At 69.3% G+C, this 20,948-nt stretch carries 23 protein-coding genes; 8 read left to right on the top strand and 15 right to left on the bottom strand.

Going from position 1 to position 20,948, the window contains the following annotated elements:
* Positions 1–5 precede the first annotated feature (5 nt).
* The 6 genes from VHS75_RS02300 to VHS75_RS02275 all read right to left on the bottom strand — a co-directional run bounded on the left by VHS75_RS02300 (position 6) and on the right by VHS75_RS02275 (position 5,919).
* Positions 6–1,232 carry a beta-ketoacyl-[acyl-carrier-protein] synthase family protein gene (locus VHS75_RS02300; protein ID WP_329636982.1) on the bottom strand — a complete coding sequence of 409 codons (1,227 nt, stop codon included), beginning with the start codon at positions 1,230–1,232 and terminating at the stop codon, positions 6–8.
* Between the two features lie 14 nt (positions 1,233–1,246).
* Complete coding sequence (locus tag VHS75_RS02295; RefSeq protein ID WP_329636981.1) at positions 1,247–1,504, bottom strand: acyl carrier protein; 258 nt, start codon at positions 1,502–1,504, stop codon at positions 1,247–1,249.
* Between the two features lie 134 nt (positions 1,505–1,638).
* Complete coding sequence (locus VHS75_RS02290; protein ID WP_329636980.1) at positions 1,639–2,739, bottom strand: GNAT family N-acetyltransferase; 1,101 nt, start codon at positions 2,737–2,739, stop codon at positions 1,639–1,641.
* Positions 2,740–2,747: 8 nt separating this feature from the next.
* Positions 2,748–3,596, bottom strand: a complete 849-nt coding sequence (locus tag VHS75_RS02285) for an alpha/beta hydrolase (RefSeq protein ID WP_329636979.1) — start codon at positions 3,594–3,596, stop codon at positions 2,748–2,750.
* Positions 3,593–4,513 carry an arginase family protein gene (locus VHS75_RS02280; RefSeq protein WP_329636978.1) on the bottom strand — a complete coding sequence of 307 codons (921 nt, stop codon included), beginning with the start codon at positions 4,511–4,513 and terminating at the stop codon, positions 3,593–3,595. The genes VHS75_RS02285 and VHS75_RS02280 overlap by 4 nt, the downstream gene beginning before the upstream one ends.
* A gap of 11 nt (positions 4,514–4,524) precedes the next feature.
* Positions 4,525–5,919 carry an aspartate aminotransferase family protein gene (locus VHS75_RS02275; protein WP_329636977.1) on the bottom strand — a complete coding sequence of 465 codons (1,395 nt, stop codon included), beginning with the start codon at positions 5,917–5,919 and terminating at the stop codon, positions 4,525–4,527.
* A 333-nt stretch (positions 5,920–6,252) separates the two neighbouring features.
* Here VHS75_RS02275 and VHS75_RS02270 point away from each other — a divergent pair, with 333 nt between their 5' ends.
* The gene (locus tag VHS75_RS02270) at positions 6,253–6,537 is read left to right on the top strand and encodes a hypothetical protein (protein WP_329636976.1); all 285 of its coding nucleotides are present in this window, start codon (positions 6,253–6,255) and stop codon (positions 6,535–6,537) included.
* Between the two features lie 118 nt (positions 6,538–6,655).
* On the opposite strand, the gene cysK is transcribed toward VHS75_RS02270, so the two are convergent.
* Positions 6,656–7,708 carry a cysteine synthase A gene (gene cysK, locus VHS75_RS02265; protein WP_329636975.1) on the bottom strand — a complete coding sequence of 351 codons (1,053 nt, stop codon included), beginning with the start codon at positions 7,706–7,708 and terminating at the stop codon, positions 6,656–6,658.
* A 142-nt stretch (positions 7,709–7,850) separates the two neighbouring features.
* Between cysK and VHS75_RS02260 the strand changes: the two genes are divergently transcribed.
* Complete coding sequence (locus VHS75_RS02260) at positions 7,851–8,468, top strand: sulfotransferase family protein (protein ID WP_329636974.1); 618 nt, start codon at positions 7,851–7,853, stop codon at positions 8,466–8,468.
* Between the two features lie 11 nt (positions 8,469–8,479).
* On the opposite strand, the gene VHS75_RS02255 is transcribed toward VHS75_RS02260, so the two are convergent.
* The 5 genes from VHS75_RS02255 to VHS75_RS02235 form a co-directional block, all read right to left on the bottom strand.
* Positions 8,480–8,743 carry a hypothetical protein gene (locus VHS75_RS02255; RefSeq protein ID WP_293365778.1) on the bottom strand — a complete coding sequence of 88 codons (264 nt, stop codon included), beginning with the start codon at positions 8,741–8,743 and terminating at the stop codon, positions 8,480–8,482.
* 4 nt (positions 8,744–8,747) lie between these two features.
* Positions 8,748–8,909 (bottom strand): hypothetical protein, encoded by a 162-nt coding sequence (locus VHS75_RS02250; RefSeq protein ID WP_293365777.1) that lies wholly within the window; start codon positions 8,907–8,909, stop codon positions 8,748–8,750.
* 356 nt (positions 8,910–9,265) lie between these two features.
* Positions 9,266–9,574, bottom strand: coding sequence for a UBP-type zinc finger domain-containing protein (locus VHS75_RS02245; protein WP_329636973.1), 309 nt, complete (start codon positions 9,572–9,574; stop codon positions 9,266–9,268).
* Positions 9,575–9,626: 52 nt separating this feature from the next.
* Positions 9,627–11,054: an efflux transporter outer membrane subunit gene (locus tag VHS75_RS02240; protein ID WP_329636972.1), complete on the bottom strand. Its 1,428-nt coding sequence runs from the start codon at positions 11,052–11,054 to the stop codon at positions 9,627–9,629.
* 11 nt (positions 11,055–11,065) lie between these two features.
* A complete protein-coding gene (locus tag VHS75_RS02235; RefSeq protein WP_329636971.1) occupies positions 11,066–12,700 on the bottom strand; it encodes a DHA2 family efflux MFS transporter permease subunit in 1,635 nt (544 codons plus the stop codon).
* Positions 12,701–12,779: 79 nt separating this feature from the next.
* Between VHS75_RS02235 and VHS75_RS02230 the strand changes: the two genes are divergently transcribed.
* From VHS75_RS02230 to VHS75_RS02220, 3 genes are read left to right on the top strand one after another with little or no spacing between them, the layout of a single operon-like run.
* Entirely contained in the window at positions 12,780–13,376 is a 597-nt protein-coding gene (locus VHS75_RS02230; protein ID WP_329636970.1) for a TetR/AcrR family transcriptional regulator, read from the top strand.
* On the top strand, positions 13,373–13,822 hold the full coding sequence (locus VHS75_RS02225) for a PaaI family thioesterase (RefSeq protein WP_329636969.1): 450 nt from the start codon (positions 13,373–13,375) through the stop codon (positions 13,820–13,822). Before VHS75_RS02230 ends, VHS75_RS02225 begins: the two co-directional genes overlap by 4 nt.
* Positions 13,819–14,949: an HlyD family secretion protein gene (locus VHS75_RS02220; RefSeq protein WP_329636968.1), complete on the top strand. Its 1,131-nt coding sequence runs from the start codon at positions 13,819–13,821 to the stop codon at positions 14,947–14,949. The genes VHS75_RS02225 and VHS75_RS02220 overlap by 4 nt, the downstream gene beginning before the upstream one ends.
* A gap of 20 nt (positions 14,950–14,969) precedes the next feature.
* Here VHS75_RS02220 and VHS75_RS02215 read toward each other — a convergent pair whose 3' ends face one another.
* Entirely contained in the window at positions 14,970–15,530 is a 561-nt protein-coding gene (locus VHS75_RS02215) for an HNH endonuclease (RefSeq protein WP_329636967.1), read from the bottom strand.
* Between the two features lie 828 nt (positions 15,531–16,358).
* Here VHS75_RS02215 and VHS75_RS02210 point away from each other — a divergent pair.
* From VHS75_RS02210 to VHS75_RS02200, 3 genes are read left to right on the top strand one after another with little or no spacing between them, the layout of a single operon-like run.
* Positions 16,359–16,988 (top strand): TetR/AcrR family transcriptional regulator, encoded by a 630-nt coding sequence (locus tag VHS75_RS02210; RefSeq protein WP_329636966.1) that lies wholly within the window; start codon positions 16,359–16,361, stop codon positions 16,986–16,988.
* Between the two features lie 15 nt (positions 16,989–17,003).
* Complete coding sequence (gene gluQRS / locus VHS75_RS02205) at positions 17,004–17,852, top strand: tRNA glutamyl-Q(34) synthetase GluQRS (protein ID WP_329636965.1); 849 nt, start codon at positions 17,004–17,006, stop codon at positions 17,850–17,852.
* Positions 17,849–18,751 (top strand): DMT family transporter, encoded by a 903-nt coding sequence (locus VHS75_RS02200; RefSeq protein ID WP_329636964.1) that lies wholly within the window; start codon positions 17,849–17,851, stop codon positions 18,749–18,751. Before gluQRS ends, VHS75_RS02200 begins: the two co-directional genes overlap by 4 nt.
* Positions 18,752–18,873: 122 nt before the next feature.
* Here the strand turns inward: VHS75_RS02200 and VHS75_RS02195 are convergent, their stop codons facing one another.
* Together VHS75_RS02195 and VHS75_RS02190 are read right to left on the bottom strand one after the other, a co-directional pair.
* Positions 18,874–20,301: a protein adenylyltransferase SelO gene (locus VHS75_RS02195; RefSeq protein WP_329637025.1), complete on the bottom strand. Its 1,428-nt coding sequence runs from the start codon at positions 20,299–20,301 to the stop codon at positions 18,874–18,876.
* Positions 20,302–20,375: 74 nt separating this feature from the next.
* Positions 20,376–20,906 (bottom strand): hypothetical protein, encoded by a 531-nt coding sequence (locus VHS75_RS02190; protein ID WP_329636963.1) that lies wholly within the window; start codon positions 20,904–20,906, stop codon positions 20,376–20,378.
* Positions 20,907–20,948 lie beyond the last annotated feature (42 nt).

Raw genomic sequence — 20,948 nt, 5'->3', positions numbered from 1 at the left:
CCGGCTCAGGCGGCCGCGAACATCAGCGCCACATTCAGGCCGCCGAAGGCAAAGGCGTTCTGCAGCAGGAGGCGCGAGGCGATCGGCTGGGCCTCGCCCAACACCAGGTTGAGGTCGCAGGCCGGGTCGCGCTGGTTGAAGTTCTGGATCGGCGGGGCAAAACCTTCGGCCAGGGCGCGCAGGCCGATCACCGCCTGCAGGGCCGCCGAGCCGCCGATCAGGTGGCCATGCGCGCTCTTGGTGGCGATCACCGGCAGGCTCCGCGCCCGCTCGCCGAACACCTCGACCAGCGACTGGGTCTCCGCCGCGTCGTTCAACGGCGTGCCGGTGCCGTGGGCGGAGATCAGGATGTCGTTGCGATCCAGCGCGCCCGCCTGGGTCGCCGCCTGGCGCATGGCGCGGGCCTGACCCTCCGGCGAGGGCTGGGTGATGTGGAAGGCGTCCGACGACATGCCCCAGCCGACCAGCTCGCCCAGGATGCTCGCGCCGCGGGCGGTGGCGCGGTCCCACGCTTCGAGCATCAGGACCGCCCCGCCTTCGCCCAACACCATCCCGTCGCGGTCGGCGGAGAACGGGCGGCAGGTCACTGGCGACATGGCGCGGATCGCCTCCCAGGCGCGCACGGATCCGGCGGTGGAGACCGCCTCGCTGCCGCCCACCAGGGCGCAGTCGACCTGGCCCATGGCGATCATCGCCGCGCCCTGGGCGATGGCGTGGGCCGAAGACGCGCAGGCGCTGGAGGTGGCGAACACCGGCCCCTTGATCTCAAAGGCCATGGCCGCGGCGCTGACCCCGGCGCTGACCATCACCCGCGGCACGGTGGAGGGATGCATGCGCGGCGACTTCTGGCCGAAGAACCGCTCGTAGCCGGTCTCCAAGGTGGCGAGACCGCCGAGGCCGTGGCCGAAGATCACCGCCGTGCGCTCATTGAGCACCGGGTCGCCGCGCAGCCCCGACTGCTCCAGCGCCTCCAGCGCCGGCGCCAAGGCGAAGCGGGCGAAGGGATCGAGACCGCCGGCGACCTGTTTGCCCAGCCGTTCGTCCAGCGCCGCCTCATAGCCCTCGGCGACGCGGGCCATAGGCAGCTCCAGCCCGCCGGGGCCGTAGGGGCTGTCGCCCATGATGGTGCGTGCGATGCCGCCGCGGCCCTCGCGCGCGGCCTGCCAGTTCTCTTCGACCGAAGCCCCGAGCGCCGAGATCGCCCCCAGGCCGGTCACGGCGATGCGGTTCACCTAAGGCGCCTCGCTCAGGCGGAGGCCGTGGCCTGCGCCCGGTCCTTCAGCTTGTCGATCAGCTCGCCCAGGGTCTTGCAGTCGGCGAGCTCCTCGGCCTCGACCACGATGCCGTAGCGCTCCTCGACCTCGAACAGCACGCTGATGACGTCCAGCGAGGCGATGCCGAGGTCTTCCAGATTGGCGCCGCGGGTCAGCGTCGCGCGGTCGATGAGGGCTTCTTTGGAGATCACGTCGAAGAGTTCGTCGTCGCTCGGAACAACTTGGGCCATGACGACGTATCTTCCACCAAAACCGGCCGCCGAAAGCGCGGCCCTACACCCTATCCGGACGCCGCCGGAGGCCTACAGCCTCATCCGGCCGGCGCCAAGCGTCAACCTGAACCGCCGCGGACCACCCGGCCAGCCTAGACGGTGGGGTCGGCTGCGAACATTGGCGCGAAGGCCTGCATGATCGCGTTCACCGCGGCGTTGCGATGGCGGAAATAGATCGAAGTTCGGGTCAGTTTGCAGCCAAGCCGCAGCTTGTTGTCGTAGGCCGCCTGGCCGGGGATGTAGGCGCCCAGCCCGCGCTCCAGGCAGAGCCGTAGATTGGTGAACCAGCTGATGAAATAGAGGTTGAGCGCGCGCCCCCGCGCCGGGTCCATCAGCACGTATTTGTCGAGCAGCGCGGACCCGTCCTGCAGCAAAAGATTGCCGCCCACGAGCTCCTCGCCCTGGAAGTAGAGCACCCAGAGCGCGCGCTCCCCCATCAGCCTTGGCACGCCGGCGAAATAGGCCGGCGTCAGGTGCTCGAAGGCCATGTCGGCCCGCGCGCGGGTGGCCTCGTAGAAAGCATGGAGCTGGTCGGCGACGTCATCGACCTCGCCGCGGATTTCGACGCGCAAGCCATCCAGCGCCCGGAGCTTCCGGCGCATGTCCTTGCGCGCGGTGTAGGTCAACCGGGCGAGGTAGCCGTCGATGTCGGCGAAGTCGATATCGAGGGCCGCGATCGGCAGGCCGGCCATGGGGCGGTAGCCCCGCGGGCGGGCGGCGGCGTCCCACAACGCCTGCTGACCTTGCGGCGCGTCCTTGACCGCGAAGAGACCGCAGCCGGCGGCCCGCGCATCGGCCTCGAAGGCGGCCAGCAGCGCCTTCAGGATGGCCGGCCGGTCGACCTCGGCGACCTGCGGCGCGAACCCCAGGCCCACCGTCGTGGCGCAGGGCGAGCCGAGGCCGGCCAGCCGCAGCGACAGCAGGCCCGGGATCCGGCGTCGCGCGGCCGCGATGGCCCGCTTGGCCGGCCCCACGAGGGTGGTCTCCAGGTCGTATTGTGTGTGGAAAGCCGGCGCGGCGGCGATCAGGGTCCCTTCCTCGCGCACCAGCACATAGCGCCAGCGGAAGTCCGGCAGACTCGCGCGCTCCACGGCCAGCAGGTAGTCGTAGCCTTCCAGGGTCTGTCCCGAGAGCGCGTCCCACTCGGCCCGGCCGACACCGTCCAGGCTGTCGACGACACTGACCTGTAGCATCGGAGGCCTTAGGCCTCGACTGTCGCGCGGGCGAGTGGCGCCGCGACGGCCGCCGCCCCGCCGAAGAAGCCGGCGGTGAGCTCGCCCAGGCGCGCGTGCTCCCGGTCGACGTGGATCATGTGATAGCTGTCCTCCAGCATCACCACTTCGCTGAACCCGCCCAGCGCCCGCTGCAGCCGATAGGCGTTGCGCGGGTTGGCCATGTCGTCCTCCTGGGCGTGGGCGATCAGCACCGGCGCCTGGACCTTGGACCCGATCTTCTCGACGTGCCGCGCCAGGCGGTAGAGCTGGTACATGCAGCCCAGCGGCATGCGGTCCAGGGCGCCCGGGATCAGCGACTCGATCGCGTTTTCCGCCAGGCCCCGGAGGCGCTCGTCCTTGAAGCCATAGGGGTGCGGCTGGACGAAGCTCAGGCGGCGCAGCAGCGGCAGGTTGGCCGCCGCTTGGATGACTGGCGCGCCCAGTGTGATCTTGGGCATGTTCCAGCCGTCGTATTCGAACAGCATGGAATAGACCGCCGCGCCCTTGATCTGCGGGAACTCGGCGCAGAGCTCCAGGCCGATGGCGCCGCCGGCGCAGATGCCGGCCACATAGACCTCGTCCACCTCCTTGGCGAAATCAAGATAGGCCTGCTTGGCGGAGTCCACCCAGTCGCGCCAGTCGGTCTTCAGGAGGTCGGCCTCCGTCCCGCCGTGCCCAGCCAGCATGGGGCCGCAGAGGCTGAAGCCACGCTTGTGCAGGACGCGGCCAACGGACTTCATCTCCTGCGGCGCGCCGGTCAGGCCGTGGATCAGCATCACGCCCTTGCCGCTGTCGCCCAGGATGCGGAAGCTGCGGTCCTTGATCGGGGTCTTCATCGCGGCGCGCCTGAGATCAGGTCGAGGAGTTCGAGATTGACCTCTTCGTTGGCCGCGCAGGCCGCCGCGGCAGGCCGAGACCAGGGCTGGTCCAGCAGGGCCTCGCCGCGCTTCATCAGGCCGGCCAGTGGCCCGCCGCCATAGACCGCCGCAGACCAGTCGCCGACCACGTCGGCCCCGATCACCCGATGGCTCGCCAGCAGGGGCGCGATCAGGCGCTTGAGGAAGTCCAGGCTGGTGCGGCCCTGGTCCCAGTTGGTGGCCGCGTCAGCGGGGGCCAACACGTCCTTGTCGATGGTGATGTAGATCGCCTCGGTGGGCACGCGGCCGGCCAGGAATTCGGCGAAGGCCGTCTCACCCATGGCCTCGATGGTCGGCCATGAACGGCCGCAGAGCGCCACGGCGTCCGCGCCGTCAGGTTCGCGATAGGCGTAGAGTTCCAGCCGGTCCTCGGTCACCAGGTCCAGGTCCGCGCGGCGCGGGTTTGGCCGGCGAATATCGGGACTGCAGACGCCCACGGTCAGCACCCGGGCCACCTGCGGCATCCGCGCGGCCCAGCCAACCCAGGACCCGCAGTGGACGCCGGGGCCGAACTGCACCCAGTCCGGGTGGTTGTCGAAGTGCAGCACCGTCACCGCCGGACAATCCGCCGCTTCCAGGGCCCGCTCCAGCAAGAGCGGGCTGATATGATGGAAATCGCCGGAGCCGGAGAACACCATGGCCGGGCCGGTGCTGGCCGGCAGATCGTCGCGCAGGCGCTGGCGGAGCTGCTCCAAGGCCGGCGGACGGCTCCAGAGGCGCAGCGCCGGGCCAAGCTGGCGCGCGTCCAGGGCGCGCCCGCCGCCCTGCGCCACTCTTTCGGCCAGCGCCTCTTGTCCGGTCAGCGCCGCATCGAGATGGAGGAGCGCCGCGCGCATTGCGGCCGTCCTCAGGTGGTGACGCAGCGGCGCAGCAGCGTATCGAGCAGCTTCAGCGCCAGGTCGATTTCCTCGTAGGTGATGTTCAGCGAGGGGGCGAGCGTAATGACGTTCTTGTGGTAGCCGCCGACGTTGAGGATCAGACCCATCTTCTTGCCGTCGACGTCCAGGTCGCCCTTCAGGCCTTCGGCGACCATACGGTCCATCAACGCCTTGTCGGGGGTGAAGCCGTCCGTCTCGCAAAGCTCGCAGCGGAGCGCCAGGCCCAGGCCGTCGACGTCGCCGATCTGCGGCCAGCGCTTCTGCAGGTCCTTCAGGCCCTCCAGGAAATGCGCGCCCTTCTCCGGCACGCTGCGCTCGTAGTCGGAGTCCATCGCCATCCTCAGGGTCTCCAGCGCGACGGAGGTGCCCATGGGGTTGGCGTTGAAGGTCGAGTGCGTCGAGCCCGGCGGGAAAACGGTCGGATTGATGAAGGCTTCCTTGGCCCAGATGCCCGACAACGGGTTCAGGCCGTTGGTCACCGACTTGCCGAAGATCATCACGTCCGGCTGTACGCCGAAGTGCTCGATCGCCCACAGCTTGCCGGTGCGGTACATGCCCATCTGGACCTCGTCCACGGCCAGCATGATGCCGTACTGGTCGAGGACTGCCTTGAGGTTCTTGAAGAAATTCAGCGGTGGGACGACGTAGCCGCCCGTACCTTGCACCGGCTCGACGTAGAAGGCGGCGAATTCGCTTTCCTGCGCCTTCAGGTCATAGGCGCCGTGGAACTCGCTTTCGAACAACCGGGCGAAGTCAGCGACGATCTTCTCGCCGTACTCTTCCTTGCTCATGCCCTTGGGACCGCGGAAGGCGTAGGGGAACTCCACGAAGTGGGCGCGGTCGCCGAAATGGCCGTAGCGGCGGCGGTAGCGATAGGACGAGGTGATCGACGAGGCGCCCAGGGTGCGACCGTGATAGCTGCCCTGGAACGCCAGCATCCGGCTTTTCCCGCCCGAGGCGTTGCGCACGAGCTTCAGGCTGTCTTCGACGGCCTGGGCGCCGCCGACGTTGAAATGCACCCGGCCCTTGGCGCCGAACTTGGCCTCGGCGTCCCGGGCGATCAGGGCGGCGAGTTCCACCTTTTCCCGATGCAGGTGCGACGAGGCGATCTGCGGCAGGGTGTCGAGCTGGTGATGCGCCACGGCGTTCAGCCGCGGATTGCGGTAGCCGAAGTTGACCGTCGAATACCACATCTGCAGGTCGAGATAGGCCCGGCCCTCGGCGTCGTACATGTACGAGCCTTCGCAAGTTTCGAAGAACTTGGGCTGCGCCAGGTAGTGGACCGTGTCCCCCCAGGAACAATATTGGGCGTCGAGCGCGCGAAGCTCGGCTTCTGTAAGCTGGGGGGCGGGCGCGTCGTACATCCAGGAACTCCGAGAGGCCTCAATCGGCGGGTAACTAACATGGCAATACGGGCGCCCCACCACAATCAGGGGCCCGACCGCCGGTGATGGAATGTGACAGTTGGGCTCACCGCGGGTGTCCCGCGATGGGCCGTGATGCTTTGACGCCCGTGCTCCGACCCACCCCGTCATCTTATGACGCCGTAATGCTCCCAGCGCCTCAGGATGCCAAGTCGTGAGACTGAGGATTTGCGGTCGCGGCTTGGTTGCGGCCGGGGTGAGATACAGCCTCTAGGGACTCGCGCGACTCCATAAGTTCTGTTTTTGTTCTGGACGGCGGACGGAGAGCGGATCATGGCGGACGGCGCATCGCATCGGGCCTTCGACGGCTGGCCGGCCTGGCCCAGACTCGGTCAGGCGCTGGCCGCGCGATCCAGCCTCTGGGCCGTCTGCCGCTGCGGCCGCGAGGCGGTGATCGATCCGCAGCCCTGGGTCGGACAGGGGCTCGGCCGTCAGGCGACGGCGCACCTGGAGACGCGGCTTCGCTGCCTGTGCGGCGCGCGCCGCGCGCGACTGGAAATCCGCGGCCTGGCCGAGGCGCCGAGCGGCGGCGCCGGCGGCATCCACATCTTCCGCTAGAGCCCTTCCACTCAGGTTGGATCAACCTGAGTGGACAAGAAGGGCTCCAGATATAGACGACGACCCTGTTCTTTCCCGGCTGACTTGGACCAAGTCAGCCGGGACAGGGTCTAGGCCGTCAGGCCGCCGCCGGCTCCGTGAACATCGGCGTCGAGCGGAAGATGGCCTGCTCTTCCTCGGTCATCTCGGCCGGCACGTCGGCGAACAGCGGGGTCGAGAGGTAGCGCTCACCGGTGTCCGGCAGCATGGCCAGGATGTTGGTCCCCTTCGGCGCATCGGCGGCGATCTTCAGGGCGCCGGCGAAGGTGGCGCCCGAGGTGATGCCGACGAAGATGCCTTCCTGGGTCGCCAGGTCCTGGCTCATCTTGATCGCCTCGGGCCCGGAGATCGTCATCAGCTGATCGACGTATTTCGCATCCACCGCGTCGCCGGTCAGCTTGGCGATGAAGTCCGGCGTCCAGCCCTGCATCGGGTGCGGCTTCCAGGCCGGATGGCCGGCGGCGGGCGAGCCATCGGGGTTGTAGCTCTGCGGCTCGTGGCTGGCGATCAGGGCGGCGTCGGAGGGCTCGCAAACCACGATCTTGGTCTTCGGGCTCTTGGCGCGCAGCACTCGGCCCACCCCGTTCAGCGTCCCGCCGGTGCCGTAGCCGGTGACCCAATAGTCCAGCTGCTCGCCCTCGAAGTCCTTGAGGATCTCCGGACCCGTGGTGCGGGCGTGCATCTCGGCGTTGGCCTCGTTCTCGAACTGCCGGGTCATGAACCAGCCATGCGCCTTGGCCAGCTCGACGGTCTTGTTGATCATCCCGGTGGCCCGCAGCGCCGCCGGGGTCAGGATCACCTTGGCGCCCAGGAAGCGCATCAGCCGCCGCCGCTCGATCGAGAAGCTCTCGGCCATGGTCAACACCAGCGGATAGCCCTTGGCCGCGCAGACCATGGCCAAGCCGATGCCGGTGTTGCCGCTGGTGGCCTCGATCACCGTCTGGCCGGGCTTCAGCTCGCCGGACTTTTCCGCCGCCTCGATGACGCCCAGGGCGAGACGGTCCTTGACCGAGCCCAGCGGATTGAAGGCCTCCACCTTGACGAAGAGATTCACGCCGGCCGGCGCCAGCCGGTTAATCCGCACGACCGGCGTATTGCCCACGGTCCCCAGGATGCTGTCGTAACGGGCCATTGCCATCTCCTCGTCGGTGGATGAAAGAACGCAGCGGGGTCCGCACGTTCAATTCAAAATCGAACACGGGTCTTGAGCCCGAGACCTCTCTAGGGTCAAGTTAGCCGGGCGCCAATTGTGGGGGGTGATTGTGACATTATCGGTGATCGGATCCGGCTTCGGCCGCACGGGGACCATGTCCCTGAAGCTGGCGCTTGAGCAGATCGGCCTGGGCCCCTGCTACCACATGGTCGAGGTGTTCAAGAACCCGGCCGCGCCGGATATGTGGTCGGCCGCCGCCGACGACCCGGCCCACGCCGACTGGGGCAAGATCTTCGACGGCTACAATTCCACCGTCGATTGGCCCAACGCCACCTATTACAAGGAGCTGGCCGACGCCTATCCCGCCGCCAAGGTGATCCACACCGAGCGCGACGCCGAGGACTGGTATGCGTCGACCCAGGCGACGATCTTCGCCGACCGGGGCCCGATGGACCCCGAGGCGCCCTTCCCGCGGATGCTCGGCAAGGTGATCTTCCCGCTGTTCGACGGGCGCATGGGCGACAAGGATCGCCTGATCTCGGTCTATAAGGCGCACAATGCCAAGGTGCGCGAGACCATCCCGCCGGAGCGGCTCTTGGTCTATCACGTGGCTGATGGCTGGGGCCCGCTGTGCGACTTCCTCGGCGTGGCGGAGCCGCAGGGCGAGACGCCAAAGGTCAACTCACGCGAGGAATTCGGCGCTCACATCGCGGCCCAGGTCGAAGAGGCGATGAACTAGGGCGAGACGACCTAGCGGCCGCCACCGCCGGTGATTTCCTTGATCAGACCCTGGATCGGGGCCTTGCCTCCGGCGCCCCAGACCACCTTCATGAAGGCGAGCGTGCGGCCGGCCGCGTCCTCGAACTTCCACTCGCAGTCGTCGATGCGGCAGTCCTCGAACTTGGGCGTCTCGCCGCCGGAGTAGACCAGGCGGCAATCGCGGAACTCGCAGGACGAGAACACCTCGCCATCGAGCACCACCGTCTCGTGGTTGTAGATCGCATTGTCGGGCATCGGATCAGCCTTGGTCGTCGTCGCTGCGGGGCGTCGCGGACGGATCGGCTTCCAGGCGGGCGCGTTCGCGGGCTTCGGCCTTCGCGCGGGCCTTTTCGGCCACCTTGGCGGCCTTCAGGCGATCGCGCTCGGCGCGTTCGAAATTGTAGTTGGGCTTTCGCGCCATCGTGGGCTCCGTCGAGTGGGTAAGGCGGGGCGCGAGCCGAGCCGGCGAAACCGGGTCTTACACCGAATTGACCTCGCGGCGCATCCCGTACGTGCGCGCACAATGGAAAACGGCCCCTCCACATGGGGTGGAGGAGCCGAAAGCGCCGCGCGGCCGGGGGGGGTGGGTTGGCCGGCGACGCCTGTCTTCCGTGCGGAGCGAGGGGCTCGGGGGGAGGAAAGTCCGCTCTCCGCACGCCGCCAAACTGGCGGGCGTCCGCGGCGCGAGTTGGGCCGCTTCGTAACGCCAATATCTCCGAAAGCCGCGAAATCGGCCCGTCCTGCAATCTAGGTCGCCGGCCCTGCGGCCGGGCGGGTTCAATAGTAGCGCGGGATGGGTCCCCGCTGCGGCGTGCGGCGGTCCCCGAGATCGAACACCACCTCGTCCACATAGCACCAGCCCCAGCCTTCCGGCGGGTCGTAGCCTTCGATGATCGGGTGGCCGCTGGCGTGGAAATGGGCGGTGGCGTGCCGGTTTGGCGAGTCGTCGCAGCAACCGACGTGACCGCAGGTCCGGCAGAGCCGAAGGTGCAGCCAGATCGAGCCGATCTTCAGGCACTCCTCGCAGCCCAGCGCGCTCGGCGTCACGTCACGGATCCCCGCGACATGGGGGCAGGCCTCATCCATCCGCTAAGCCTCCAGCTCGATGGCCATTGATAGCCAAAGCGCTCCGCGGGGCCTAGCCGTCCTGACGCCAGCCGCCGCCCAGGGCGCGGAAGGTGGCCACCGCGGCGCGGGCGGCCGCCACCTTCGACTGCACGAGCTGATCGGAGGCGGTGAGCAGGTCGCGGTCGGCGTCGCGCACCTCCAAGAGGCTCGCGACCCCGCCCTCATAGGCCTGCTGCGCCTGGCGGCGCGCGGTGGTCAGCTGGTCGACCTCACGGCCCAGCGCCTGGGCGCGCAGCCGATCCTGCTGCAGGTCGCTCAGGCTCGTCTCCACGTCCTCGGCGGCGCGCAGCGCCGTGGCGCGATAGGCGGCCAAGGCCTCGGCCTCGCGCCCCCTGGCGGCGGTGACCTCAGCGTCCACCCGGCCGAAATCGAACAGCCGCCAGCGGAAGCCGGCGCTCAGCTGTTGGGCCTGCGCGGGTCCGGTGAAGAGCTTGCCCGCGTCCAGGCTCTCCGCGCCAAACAGCCCGCCCAGGGAGACCTTCGGATAGTAGGCGCTGATCGCTGCGCCGATGCGAGCGTTGGCCGCGATCAGCCGCTGCTCGGCGGCCAGCACGTCGGGCCGGCGGCGCATCAGGTCGCCGGGCTGGACCGTCTCGGACAGCCCCGGCGGCTGCGGCAGGGGCGCGTCCGCTTCCAGCTCGGCGCGGTAGGTCCCGGGCTGAGCGCCCATCAGCACATCGAGCCGGTTGAGCTCGGCGTCGAGGCCGGCGGCCAGCGGCGGGATGGACGCCAGCACGGCTTCCAGGGTGGCCTGGGCCTGGTGGCCTTCGCGCTCCGCCGAAACGCCCTCGTCCAGGCGGCGGTTGACGAGCTTGAGGAGGTCTTCCTCCACCTTGGCCTGGGCCCGGCCGACGGCTAGGCGGGCCTGATAGCCGCGGGCCTGCAGGTAGGCGTCGGCGGCCTCAGCCTCGATGCTGGTTCGGACCGCGGCCAGCTGGACCCGGGCGCCGGCGTCCTCGGCGCGGGCCGCCTCGCGTTCGCGGCGCAGGCCCCCGAAGAGGTCGATCTCCCAGCTGGCGACGACGCCCGCCTGATAGTCGTCGTAGTGGCGCTGGAACCCCGGCAGGTGGCTGCCGATCTCGCCGACCGGGCTCAGCAGCGACTGCCGCCCGTCGGCGGCCGCCCCTTGAGCGTCGAGGCTCGGGGCGAGCGCCGCGCCCGCCGCCTGCAGCGCGGCCCGGGACTGGCGAACCCGGGCGGCGGCCTGGGCGACGTCGAGGTTCTGGGCCGCCGCCCGCTCGACGATGCGGCTGAGCTCCGGATCGCCGAAGCCGCGCCACCAGGCCGTCAGGTCGGTCCTGGCCGGGCCCTCTGCCGGCAGCGGCGCATGGTAACCGCCGGTGAGCGCGGCCTGCGGTTTCTGGTAGTTCGGCCCGACCGCGCAGGCGCTGAGCGCGAGCGCCGCGAGGGCGGTGAAAACGGGGATCGAGCGGGTCATCGGCCGATGTCCTAATGCGCGTCGGCGGGAGCGCCGGCGGCGGTGGCGTTGAGGGGCGCAGGCTTGCAGAACGGGACCATGATCAGGGCGGCCAGGAACAGCCACGCCATCATCCGGAAGACTTCCTGGAAGCCCGAGGTCAGCGCATAGCGGCCGACCACGCGGGCGAGCTCGCCCTGCGCCAGCAGGGCGGCGCGGACGGGATCGGGCGTGGCCGCGGCCATCTTGCCGATCAACTGGCCCATGATGGCGGGCGCCTCGGCGCCGGCGCGGCCCAGGCTCTCGCCCATGCGCGCGGCCTGGATGCGGGCGTTGTCCTGCAGCCAGGTGTTGACCACCGCGATGCCGATGGCCCCGCCCAGGTTGCGCATCAGGTTGAAGAGGCCGGAAGCCGCGCGCAGCTCGGGGCCGACAAAGCCGGTGAGCGCCAGACCGACGCTCGGCACGATGCAGAGCATCACCGAGGCGCCGCGCAACAGCTGTGGTCCCAGGAAGGCGCCGAAGCCCCAGTCCGGCGTCACCTTGGAGGTCAGCCACAGGCTGGTGGCGAAGAGGGTCAAGCCGACGGCGATGATCTTGCGCGGGTCCACCGACTGCGAGAGCCGCGCCGCCAGGATGGTCGAGAGCACCTGAGCGATGCCCACGACGAAGACGGTCGTGCCAATCTGCAGGCTGTCGTAGCCACGCACCCTCCCTAGGAACACCGGCACCAGATAGGTCGAGGCGTAGATGCCGAAGCCGATCACCAGGTTGAAGGCGCAGGCGATGGCGAAGGTGGGCTTCTTGAATGGCGTCAGCCTGACGATCGGCCCGCCGGACCGGAACGAGCGCTCCAGGAACAGCAGGAAGCCCACGAAGGACAGCCAGGCGCCGGTGGCGATGCGCGGGTCGTTGAACCAGTCGTTCTTCGGCCCCTCCTCCAGGACGTATTCCATCCCGCCCAGAAACACCGCCATCGACGCCAGGTGCGAATAGTCGATCTTCTTCAGCATGGAGAAGTTCGGCCGGTCGACGCGGATGAACGTGAGGGCAAGTATCGTGACGATCGCGCCCGGCGCGATGTTCACATAGAAGATCGAGCGCCAGCCGACGGCGCCGGTCAGCCAGCCGCCGACCGTAGGCCCCAGCGTCGGCGCCAGCACCGAAACCATGCCGAGGATCGCCGGGATCATCGCCCGCTGCTTACCCTCGAACATCGAAAAGCCGGTCGCAAAGACGGTGGGCACCATGGCCCCGCCGACGAAGCCCTGGATCACCCGGAACAGGATCATCGACTGGATGTCCCAGGCCAGGCCGCAGAGCGCGCTGGCCACCGTGAACAGGCCCGCCGACAGGGCGAACAGCCATTGGGTCGACAACGCCTGGGCCAGGAAGGCCGCGAAGGGGATCATCACCAGCTCAGCCATCAGATAGCCGGTCTGGATCCAGCTGATCTCGTCCGGCCCCGCCGACAGACCGGCCTGCACGTCGTTCAGCGAGGCGGCGACGATCTGGATGTCGATCAGGGCCATGAACTGCCCGAAGGCCATGATCCCGAAGATCAGGAACTTGCGCGCGTCCGGCAGCGCCATGGGATTGATCGGCGCCATCGGCGCGGCCGGCTTCGCGGATCCCGCGCCCCCAAGGCTCGCTGTTCCGTCGGTCATTGATCTGTCCCTGGCGCGGGCCCTTGCCAGACCCGTGTTCGTAATATTATATGCATCATACAATACGGAGCCGCAAGTCATGCGCTACGATGCCGACCACAAGCAGAGGTCCCGCGAACGGGTCATCGCCGAGGCCGCCAAGGCCATCCGCTGCGACGGACCCCACGCCATCAGCGTCGCCGGCGTGATGGGCGCGGCGGGCCTGACCCATGGCGCTTTTTACGCCCACTTCGAATCCCGCGACGCCCTGCTGCTGGCCGGGATCGACCGGATGTTCGAGGAGGGCCGCGCCCGCATCCTCAGCGAGGTCACCAAGGGCTTCCCGGCGAAGACGGCGCTGACCAACTACATCGGCTTCTACCTGTCGCGCAGTCACCGGGACTCGCGCACCGCGGGCTGTCCCCTGCCCTTCCTGGCAGCCGAGGCGCCGCGGCTGAACGCGGAGATGCGGGCGCGCTACGCCGAGGGCGCGCGGAACCTGACCGGCGCACTGGCCGACCTGTTGCGAGAGATGGACTTCCCGGAGCCCGACACCACCGCCGCCTCGGTGCTGGCCGAAATGGTGGGCGCGGTGTCGCTCGCCCGCGCCGAGCCCGATCCGGACCGCTCCTACGCCATCCTCACCGCTTCACGGGCGTCGCTGAAGGCGCGCCTCGGCCTGGAAGACCTGCAATGAGCCTGATGGAGCAGATCGCGCCCGGTAAGACGGGCGCCGAGCAGCTGCGCGCCATGATGGCGCCCGGCCGCGGCCCGGGCATCGCCAAGACGCTCGGCTTCCAGCTGATCGAGGTGGGCGACGGGATCGCGGTGTTCGAAGGCACGCCGGGCGAGCATGCCTACAATCCCATCGGCACGGTGCACGGCGGCTATGCCGCGACCCTGCTGGACTCCGCCTGCGGTTGCGCGGTGCATTCGAAGCTGAGCGCGACCCAGGGCTACACGACCCTCGAACTCAAGGTCGCCTACCATAAGGCGATGACCGCCGGGACCGGTCCGGTCCGCGCCGAAGGCCGGGTGGTCACCCTCGGCCGGCGCACGGCCTTCGCCGAGGCCCGGATCGTCGACGCCAACGGTCGGCTCTACGCCTCGGCCACCTCCACCCTGCTGGTGATGGACAAATGAACGACGCGACCTTCGCCCTGCCCCCCGGCGTGACCGCAGCCCCGCCGCCCAAGGCCGGTTTCAAGCCGCCCTTTTTGCGCAAGACCGCGCTGGCGGTGGGCGGAGCGGTCGTCCTGGCGGCGGCCGGCGCGGGCTACATCGCCATGCCGAAGGCCTCGGTCTCCACCGACGCGGCCTATCTGGAGGCCGACAGCTCTGTCGTCGCGCCGCGGGTCAAGGGGCTCGTGGCCGAGGTGCTCGTGCGGCACAACCAGGCCGTCCATCGCGGCGATCCGCTGGTGCGCATCGATCCCGAGGAGTTCGACGCCCGGGTCAACTCGGCGGCCGCCGATCTGCAGAACGCCCAGGCGCAGGTGCAGGCCGCCCAGGCGGCGCTCGCCGCCCTGACGCCGGAGGAGCAACTCGCCGCCTCCAACGTGCGCGCCGCCGCCGCGGTGATCCGCTCTGCCGACGCCCAGAGCGATCGCGCCCAGAGTGACCGCCAGCGCTTCGAACGGCTGGTCGCCGATGGCGCGGTGTCGAAGCGCGACGCGGATGCCTACAAGGCCGCCGCCATCAGCGCGGACTCCGACGCGGTGAAGACCCGCGCCCAGCTTGACGTCAGTCGCAATCAGGTCGCCGTCACCGCCGCCAAGCGCGCCACCCTGGCCGCCAGCCTCGCCCAGGCGCAGGCCGGCGTCGGCCGCGCCCAGGCGGCACTGGACCTCGCCCTACAGGATCAGGGCCACACGGTGATCCGCGCCGCCATCGATGGCGTGGTCGGCGACCGCCAGGTCGAGCCCGGCGACTATGTGCAACCGGGCACGCGGCTCCTGACCCTGGTGCCGCTGAAGTCACTCTATGTGGTCGCCAACTTCAAGGAGACGCAGGTCTCGCGCATGGTGGCGGGCCAGCCGGCGACCATCAAGGTCGACGCCCTGCCGGGCGAGCCCCTCAAGGGCGAGGTCGACAGCTTCGCCCCGGGCTCCGGCTCGCAGTTCTCACTGCTGCCGTTCGAACCCGGCACGGGCAACTTCACCAAGATCGTCCAGCGGGTGCCGGTGCGCATCCGCTTCGAGCCCGGCCAGTCCGGCCTCGACCGCCTGCGGCCCGGCCTGTCGACGACCGTGACGGTGAGGCTACGCTGACGCTGCGGCGGTGAACGCCGTCAGGCCTCCAGCTCGATGTCCCAGTAGAGGTAGTCGAGCCAGCTTTCGTGCAGGTGGTGCGGCGGGAACCTTCGGCCATGCTGCTGCAGTTCGAAGGCGGACGGCCGGTGCGGCGTGTGCAGGGGATGCATATGCGCTTCGCGCGGCGTGCGCCCACCCTTGGTCAGATTGCAGCGGGCGCAGGCGGTGACGATGTTCTCCCAGGTCGTGCGCCCGCCGCGGGAGCGCGGGATCACGTGGTCGAAGGTCAGGTCCTCGCTGCAGCGGCAATACTGGCAGGTGAAGGCGTCGCGCAGGAACAGGTTGAACCGCGTGAAGGCCGGCGGCCGGTCCTGGGTCACGTACTGCTTCAGCGACACAACGCTCGGCAGCTTCATCTCGAAGGAGGGCGAGTGCACCACCTGGTCGTAGGTTGAGACCACGTCGACGCGGTCGAGGAAGACCGCCTTGATGACGTCCTGCCAGGGCCAAAGGGAGAGCGGGTAATAGCTGAGCGGCCGGAAGTCGGCGTTCAGCACGAGGGCCGGCATCCCCGACGGCGGGCGGCTAAGCACCTGCATGGTCGGCCTCCGCATTTGCGGGGATCGGCTGGCGCGAGGCGCCTGGATGGTACGCGGATGAACTGAAGACAGACCCCTGTTCGCGACGCTTTCAGCGGCGACGGGCCAGGTCAGGAAGCCCAGGCTGTCCCGCTATCGGGACCCTTATAAGAAAGATTCGGAGACATCTCCATGACGGAGAAGGCCGCAGCCTCGCCCAAGCTCATTGTCGGAGCGGGCGAGGCTTATCGGCATCGCATCTGGAACTAGGCCGCGGCGGCGAAGGTGGCGCCGGCGATGGCCAGGCCCAGGGCCACGATCGCGAAAGAGATCACGACATCCAGAACGCGGTTGAGACGGATCGACATGAGAAAAGTCCTTCTTCTTCACTATGGCCCCCGGGTTTCCCCGGCAGCCCTTGTCCGATGTGGACGATGCTTAGATAGCACTGATCTGAACGCTGTCTAGATACCTAATTGTGCAGTGCAGCTATGCAGAATTGCATGGCCTAGCTTCGGCGGCCCAGCCCGATGAAAAAGGGCCCCTTTTGCAGGGCCCTTTTCCAGATCGCCGGCTCTTGGGGAGGAAGCGGCGATCAGCCGCCGATGGCGGCAAAGGCGGCGGCGAGCGAAGATCCCCCATTTTTAAGATCGGGGGTCAGGATCAGGGCCGGCGCGATACGCTCGAAGAACCGTCCGAGGCGGGAGATGGACACAGGGACACATGCTTTCAAGTTGGAACCCCGAGGACCCGGGGCCGTTGACATCTAAGCAGCGTCAAGATAGAGCATATCTAAGCAGCGTCAAGATATCTTTACGGCGCATAGATTGCGACATATGGTGAGTGGCGATGAGAGACTCTCAAGCGGCAGAGGCCCGGCCCTATCACCACGGCGATCTTCGCCGCGCCCTGATCGACGCCGCCAGCCGGGTTCTGGAGGCCGAGGGGCCGAGCGCGCTCTCGCTCCGGGCCGTGGCCCGCGAAGCCGGTGTCAGCCCCGCGGCGCCCTACCACCACTTCAAGGACAAGAGCGAACTCCTGGAAGCCGTGGCCCACGAGGGCTGGGAGCTGCTGGACGCCGCGCTGGCCAAGGCCAAGGCCGAGGCCCCCTCGCCGCAGGAGGCGATGAACAGCCTCGGCGTGGCCTACGTCTGCTTCGCCCGCGAGAACCCGGCTCTCTACCGCGTCATGTACGACCGGGCCCGCGACAGCGAGGACCTGCCGGACCGGATGCAGGACGACAAGGACAGCGCCTACTGCAAGGTGCGCGACACCCTGGTCGAAGCCGGCGCGAACCCTGAAGAGACCCTGGATATCGAGCTGGCCACCACGGCGGCCTGGTGCTCGGCTCACGGCCTGGCCGAGATGGCCGGCTTCAAGCAGTTCGACCATCTGAAGGAAGCCTGCGGCGGCGAAGTGCCGTTCCTGCGGGCGATCTTCCAGCACATGGGTCTGGCTCCCCGGCCCATCGCGGACTAGACCCCGGCGGGCGCCATGTCCGCCTTCGTCACCCGCTTCGCCCCCTCGCCCACCGGATTTCTGCACCGGGGCCACGCCTTTTCGGCGCTCACCGCGTATCAGGCCGCGCGCGGCGCCGGCGGCCGCGTCCTGCTGCGGATCGAGGACATCGACCGCACCCGCTGCCGACCGGAGTACGAGGCGGCGATCTATGAAGACCTCACCTGGCTGGGGCTCGAATGGGAGCGTCCGGTCCGCCGCCAGTCCGATCACGTGGCCGACTATGGCGCCACTCTGCGCGACCTCTCCGAACGCGGCCTGACCTACCGCTGCTTCCGCACCCGGCGCGAGGTGGCCGAGGCCATCGAGAGCGCACCGCACGGCGCTCTGGAAGCCTTCCGCGGCGCGCCGCTGCCACCGGACGAGGAAGCCCGCCGCGTCGAGGCCGGCGAGCCCTATGCTTGGCGCCTGTCGCTGGACGCCGCCGAACGGGCCCTGGGCGGCTTCTCGGCCCTGACCTTCGTGGAGGAGGCCGAAGGTCCGGACGGCGAGCACGGCCTGGTCCAGGCCCGCCCGCAGCTCGGCGGCGACGTGGTCCTGGCGCGCAAGGACGTGGGCGTCGCCTACCACCTCGCCGTGGTCGCGGACGACGCCCTGCAGGGCGTGACGCACGTCATCCGCGGCCGTGACCTCTTCGAGGCGACCCACGTCCAGCGCCTCTTGCAGGCGCTGCTGGCGCTCCCCACGCCGGCCTACCGCCACCACCGGCTGCTCACCGGCCCCGACGGCAAGCGCTTCGCCAAACGCGACGGCGCCCAGACGCTGCGCGAACTGCGCGCAAAGGGTATGACGCCGCAGGATCTGCGGGGAGAGCTGGGCTTTTGACCGACGCGGCGATGCACGAGGACAGCGCCCACCGCTGGCAGGCGATCGGCGCCCTGCTGTTCGGCGCCTGCGTCATCGGCTTTTCCGGCATCCTCATGCGGCTCACCGGCACGGGCCCGGCCGCGGCGGGGTTCTGGCGGCTGGCCTTCGCCCTGCCCTTGCTGGCGGTGATGACCCGTCGCGCGAGCGGGCCTCTGGGCCGGCCCACGCCGATCGCCCTGCTCGCCGGCCTGCTCTTCGCGCTCGATCTAGGCTTCTGGCACTACGGGCTGAAATACACCTCCGTTGGCGCCTCCACGGTCCTGTCCAACTTAGCGCCCGTGGTGGTGACCGCCTTCGCCTGGATCTTCCTGAAGCAGCGGCCTCGCGCCCTTTTCCTGATCGCGATGGGCGTGGCGGTGGGCGGCGCCTGGATGATGGGCGCGGGCCGCGGAGCCGGGACGCCGGTGCTGAACGCGCCGCTCGGCAATCTGCTCTCGATCGCCACCGCCTTCTGGTACGCCCTCTATTTCCTCGCCCTCGCCCAAGGCCGCAAGACCCAAGCCGCCAGCCGCCTGATGTTCTGGTCCGGGGTGGTCGGCGCGCCGCTATTGCTGGCCGCAGCCCTGCTGATGGGCGAGCGCATTCTGCCCGCCACGGCCGCAGGCCTCGCCGCCTGCGCGGGCCTGGGCCTCGTCCATGTGGCGGGCCAGGGCTCGATCGCCTGGGCCATGGGGCGGCTGCCGACCTCGCTAGCCTCCGTCGTGGTGCTGGTGCAGCCGGTGGTCGCGACCTACGCCGGCTTCCTGTTGTTCGGCGAGGCGCTGGGCCCGCTGCAGACGGCCGGCGCGGCCGTGGCGCTAGGCGGCGTCGTCCTGGCGCAGTGGGCGGCGCGGCCGAGGCCGCAAGCCGCCGCCTAGGCTATCAGGCCGAGCACATAGGCCGCGACCACGACCGACGAGGCTCCAGCGATCCACCACATGACGTCCTTCATCGCGCCACATCCTTCCAGCCCTTGCGGCCGGAACGGCGCATTTCGGGCTCAGGTTCCCTGGGCAGGCAATCCCCATGCCAGGCGGGCGGATTCGATGCCGGCGAGCTTGGCGTGGAAGGCGCTCCAGTCGTCCTGTTCGACGATCGGCGCCCACAGCGCCTCGATCTGGTCGTAGAGCAGCTCCTCCGGCTCGGAGCGGCTGAAATAGGGGTCCGCCAGCCGCTCCGGACGGTCCGGGGAAAAGTCTGCCAGGAGGCCGCGGAAGGCGACAAAGCCATCGCGCCCGTAAAGCTCGGCGCGCGGGCCCGACAGCGCCCGGGCCTCGTCGCCGCAGAACCAGTCGAAGAAGAACGGCTCCCAGCGCAAGGCCTCGCCACCCTCGGCGAAGGCCTGGAAGGCCGCCTGGACCAGGGCCGCGTCCGTCTCGCCGTCGCGCCGCCGGACGCCCAGCCGATCCAGCATCGCCGCCGTCAGCTCGTCGCGATAGGCCGAGCCGAAACCGTTCAGCGCCGCGATCAGGCCGTCACTGTCGGCCACAAGGCTGAGCGCGCCCGCCAGCTGCTGCAGGTTCCAGAACACCGCCTCCGGCTGGCGGCCAAAGCTGTAGAGCCCGGTGTGGTCGAAATAGGCGGCGGTGAAGTTCGGGTCGTTGTGCGGCAGGAACCGGTAGGGCCCATAGTCGAAGCTCTCGCCGGTGATGTTCATATTGTCGGTGTTGAGCACCCCATGGACGAAGCCCGCCGCCATCCAGCGGGCGGTCAATCGGGCGGTATGGGCGACGACCGCGTGCAGCATAGCCAGCGGCCGGTCAGGCGCGTCCGCCAGCTCGGGGTAGTAGGTCTCGATCACATGATCGACGAGGGCCCCGATCCGGTCGGCGCGCTCGAAGAAGGCGTGGCGCTGAAAGCTCCCGAAGCGGATGTGGCTCCAGGACAGGCGCACCAGCACCGCCGAGCGGGTCGGGCTGGGCTCGTCGCCGCGCTCCAGCCCCTCGCCGGTTTCGATCAGCGAGAACGAGCGCGAGGTCGGCACGCCCAGCGCCTCCAGCATGGCGGTCGCCAGCACCTCGCGCACACCACCCTTCAGGGTGAGCCGCCCGTCGCCCGACCGCGACCAGGGCGTGCGCCCCGAGCCTTTGGTCCCCAGGTCCAGCAGCCGGCCCGTTCCCGCCTCGCGCATCTGGGCGAAAGTGAAGCCGCGGCCGTCGCCAAGCTCGGGGTTGTAGGTGCGGAACTGATGGCCGTGATAGCGCTGCGCCAGGGGCGGATCGATGTTCCCGGGCAGCGGCTCGAAGCGTCCGAAGTGGGCGATCCACTCCTCGTCGGTCAGAGCTTCCAGCCCCACGGTCGCCGCCGCCCGGTCGTTGCGGAACCGCAGCAGGGTCTTCGGGAACACCTCGGCCCGCACCGGATCGGCGAACTCGGGGCCGAGCTGCGGATAGCGCGCATCGGGTCGATAGGCAGGCGAGACCGGCATGGTCGCGACATGGCCCGGGCTCGCGTGCGACGCAAGGGACGCCACGGCGGTTCACGCCCCGTCGGTCGGCGGGGTCAGAACGCGGTGAGCAGGCCGTGGATCAGGAAGCCCACCACCAGGCCCAGGACCAGAAGCGAGCCGCGCAGGGTCCATTCCCGGCGCACCTCCTTGCGGCGGCGCTGCGGCCCGTGCCGCTTGTGGACCTCCGCGAGCCGCTCGTCAGCCCTGCGCACCAGCCGTTCGCTCAGCTTCGGCGCCTCCTCCTTCAGGAGCGGCTTCCAGGGATGGGTGAGCTGGTCAAACGCCAGCGCCCCGGCGATGCCGGCCTCCACGCTCACGCCGATCCGGGCCCGGATCGCGTCCTCCCAGTGGGCGTTCGAGGCGACCGGCTGGCTGAGGGCCTCGTCATAGCTGGCCACCGCCTCGTCGATCGCCGGGTCGACCGTATGCTCTATGGCTTCGGTGAGCGTGAAGGCGAGCCGGCTGGTGTCCTCGGCCTGCAGGCTTTCGGCGCGCGCCTTCGCCCTATCAAGGGCGGTGTGCAACGCCTCATCGCAGCGCACGAAGATGCTGCGCAGGGTGGTCTCGAACGGCTGTGCCGGCATGGCGGCGGCTCCGTGACGCGCTCCCGAGCCTCCGCTGCGCCG

The organism is Phenylobacterium sp. (genome assembly GCF_036264965.1).
Taxonomy (GTDB): domain Bacteria; phylum Pseudomonadota; class Alphaproteobacteria; order Caulobacterales; family Caulobacteraceae; genus Phenylobacterium.
Note: the sequence above shows the minus strand (reverse complement) of the source record. Positions and strands in the feature narration are given on the sequence as shown.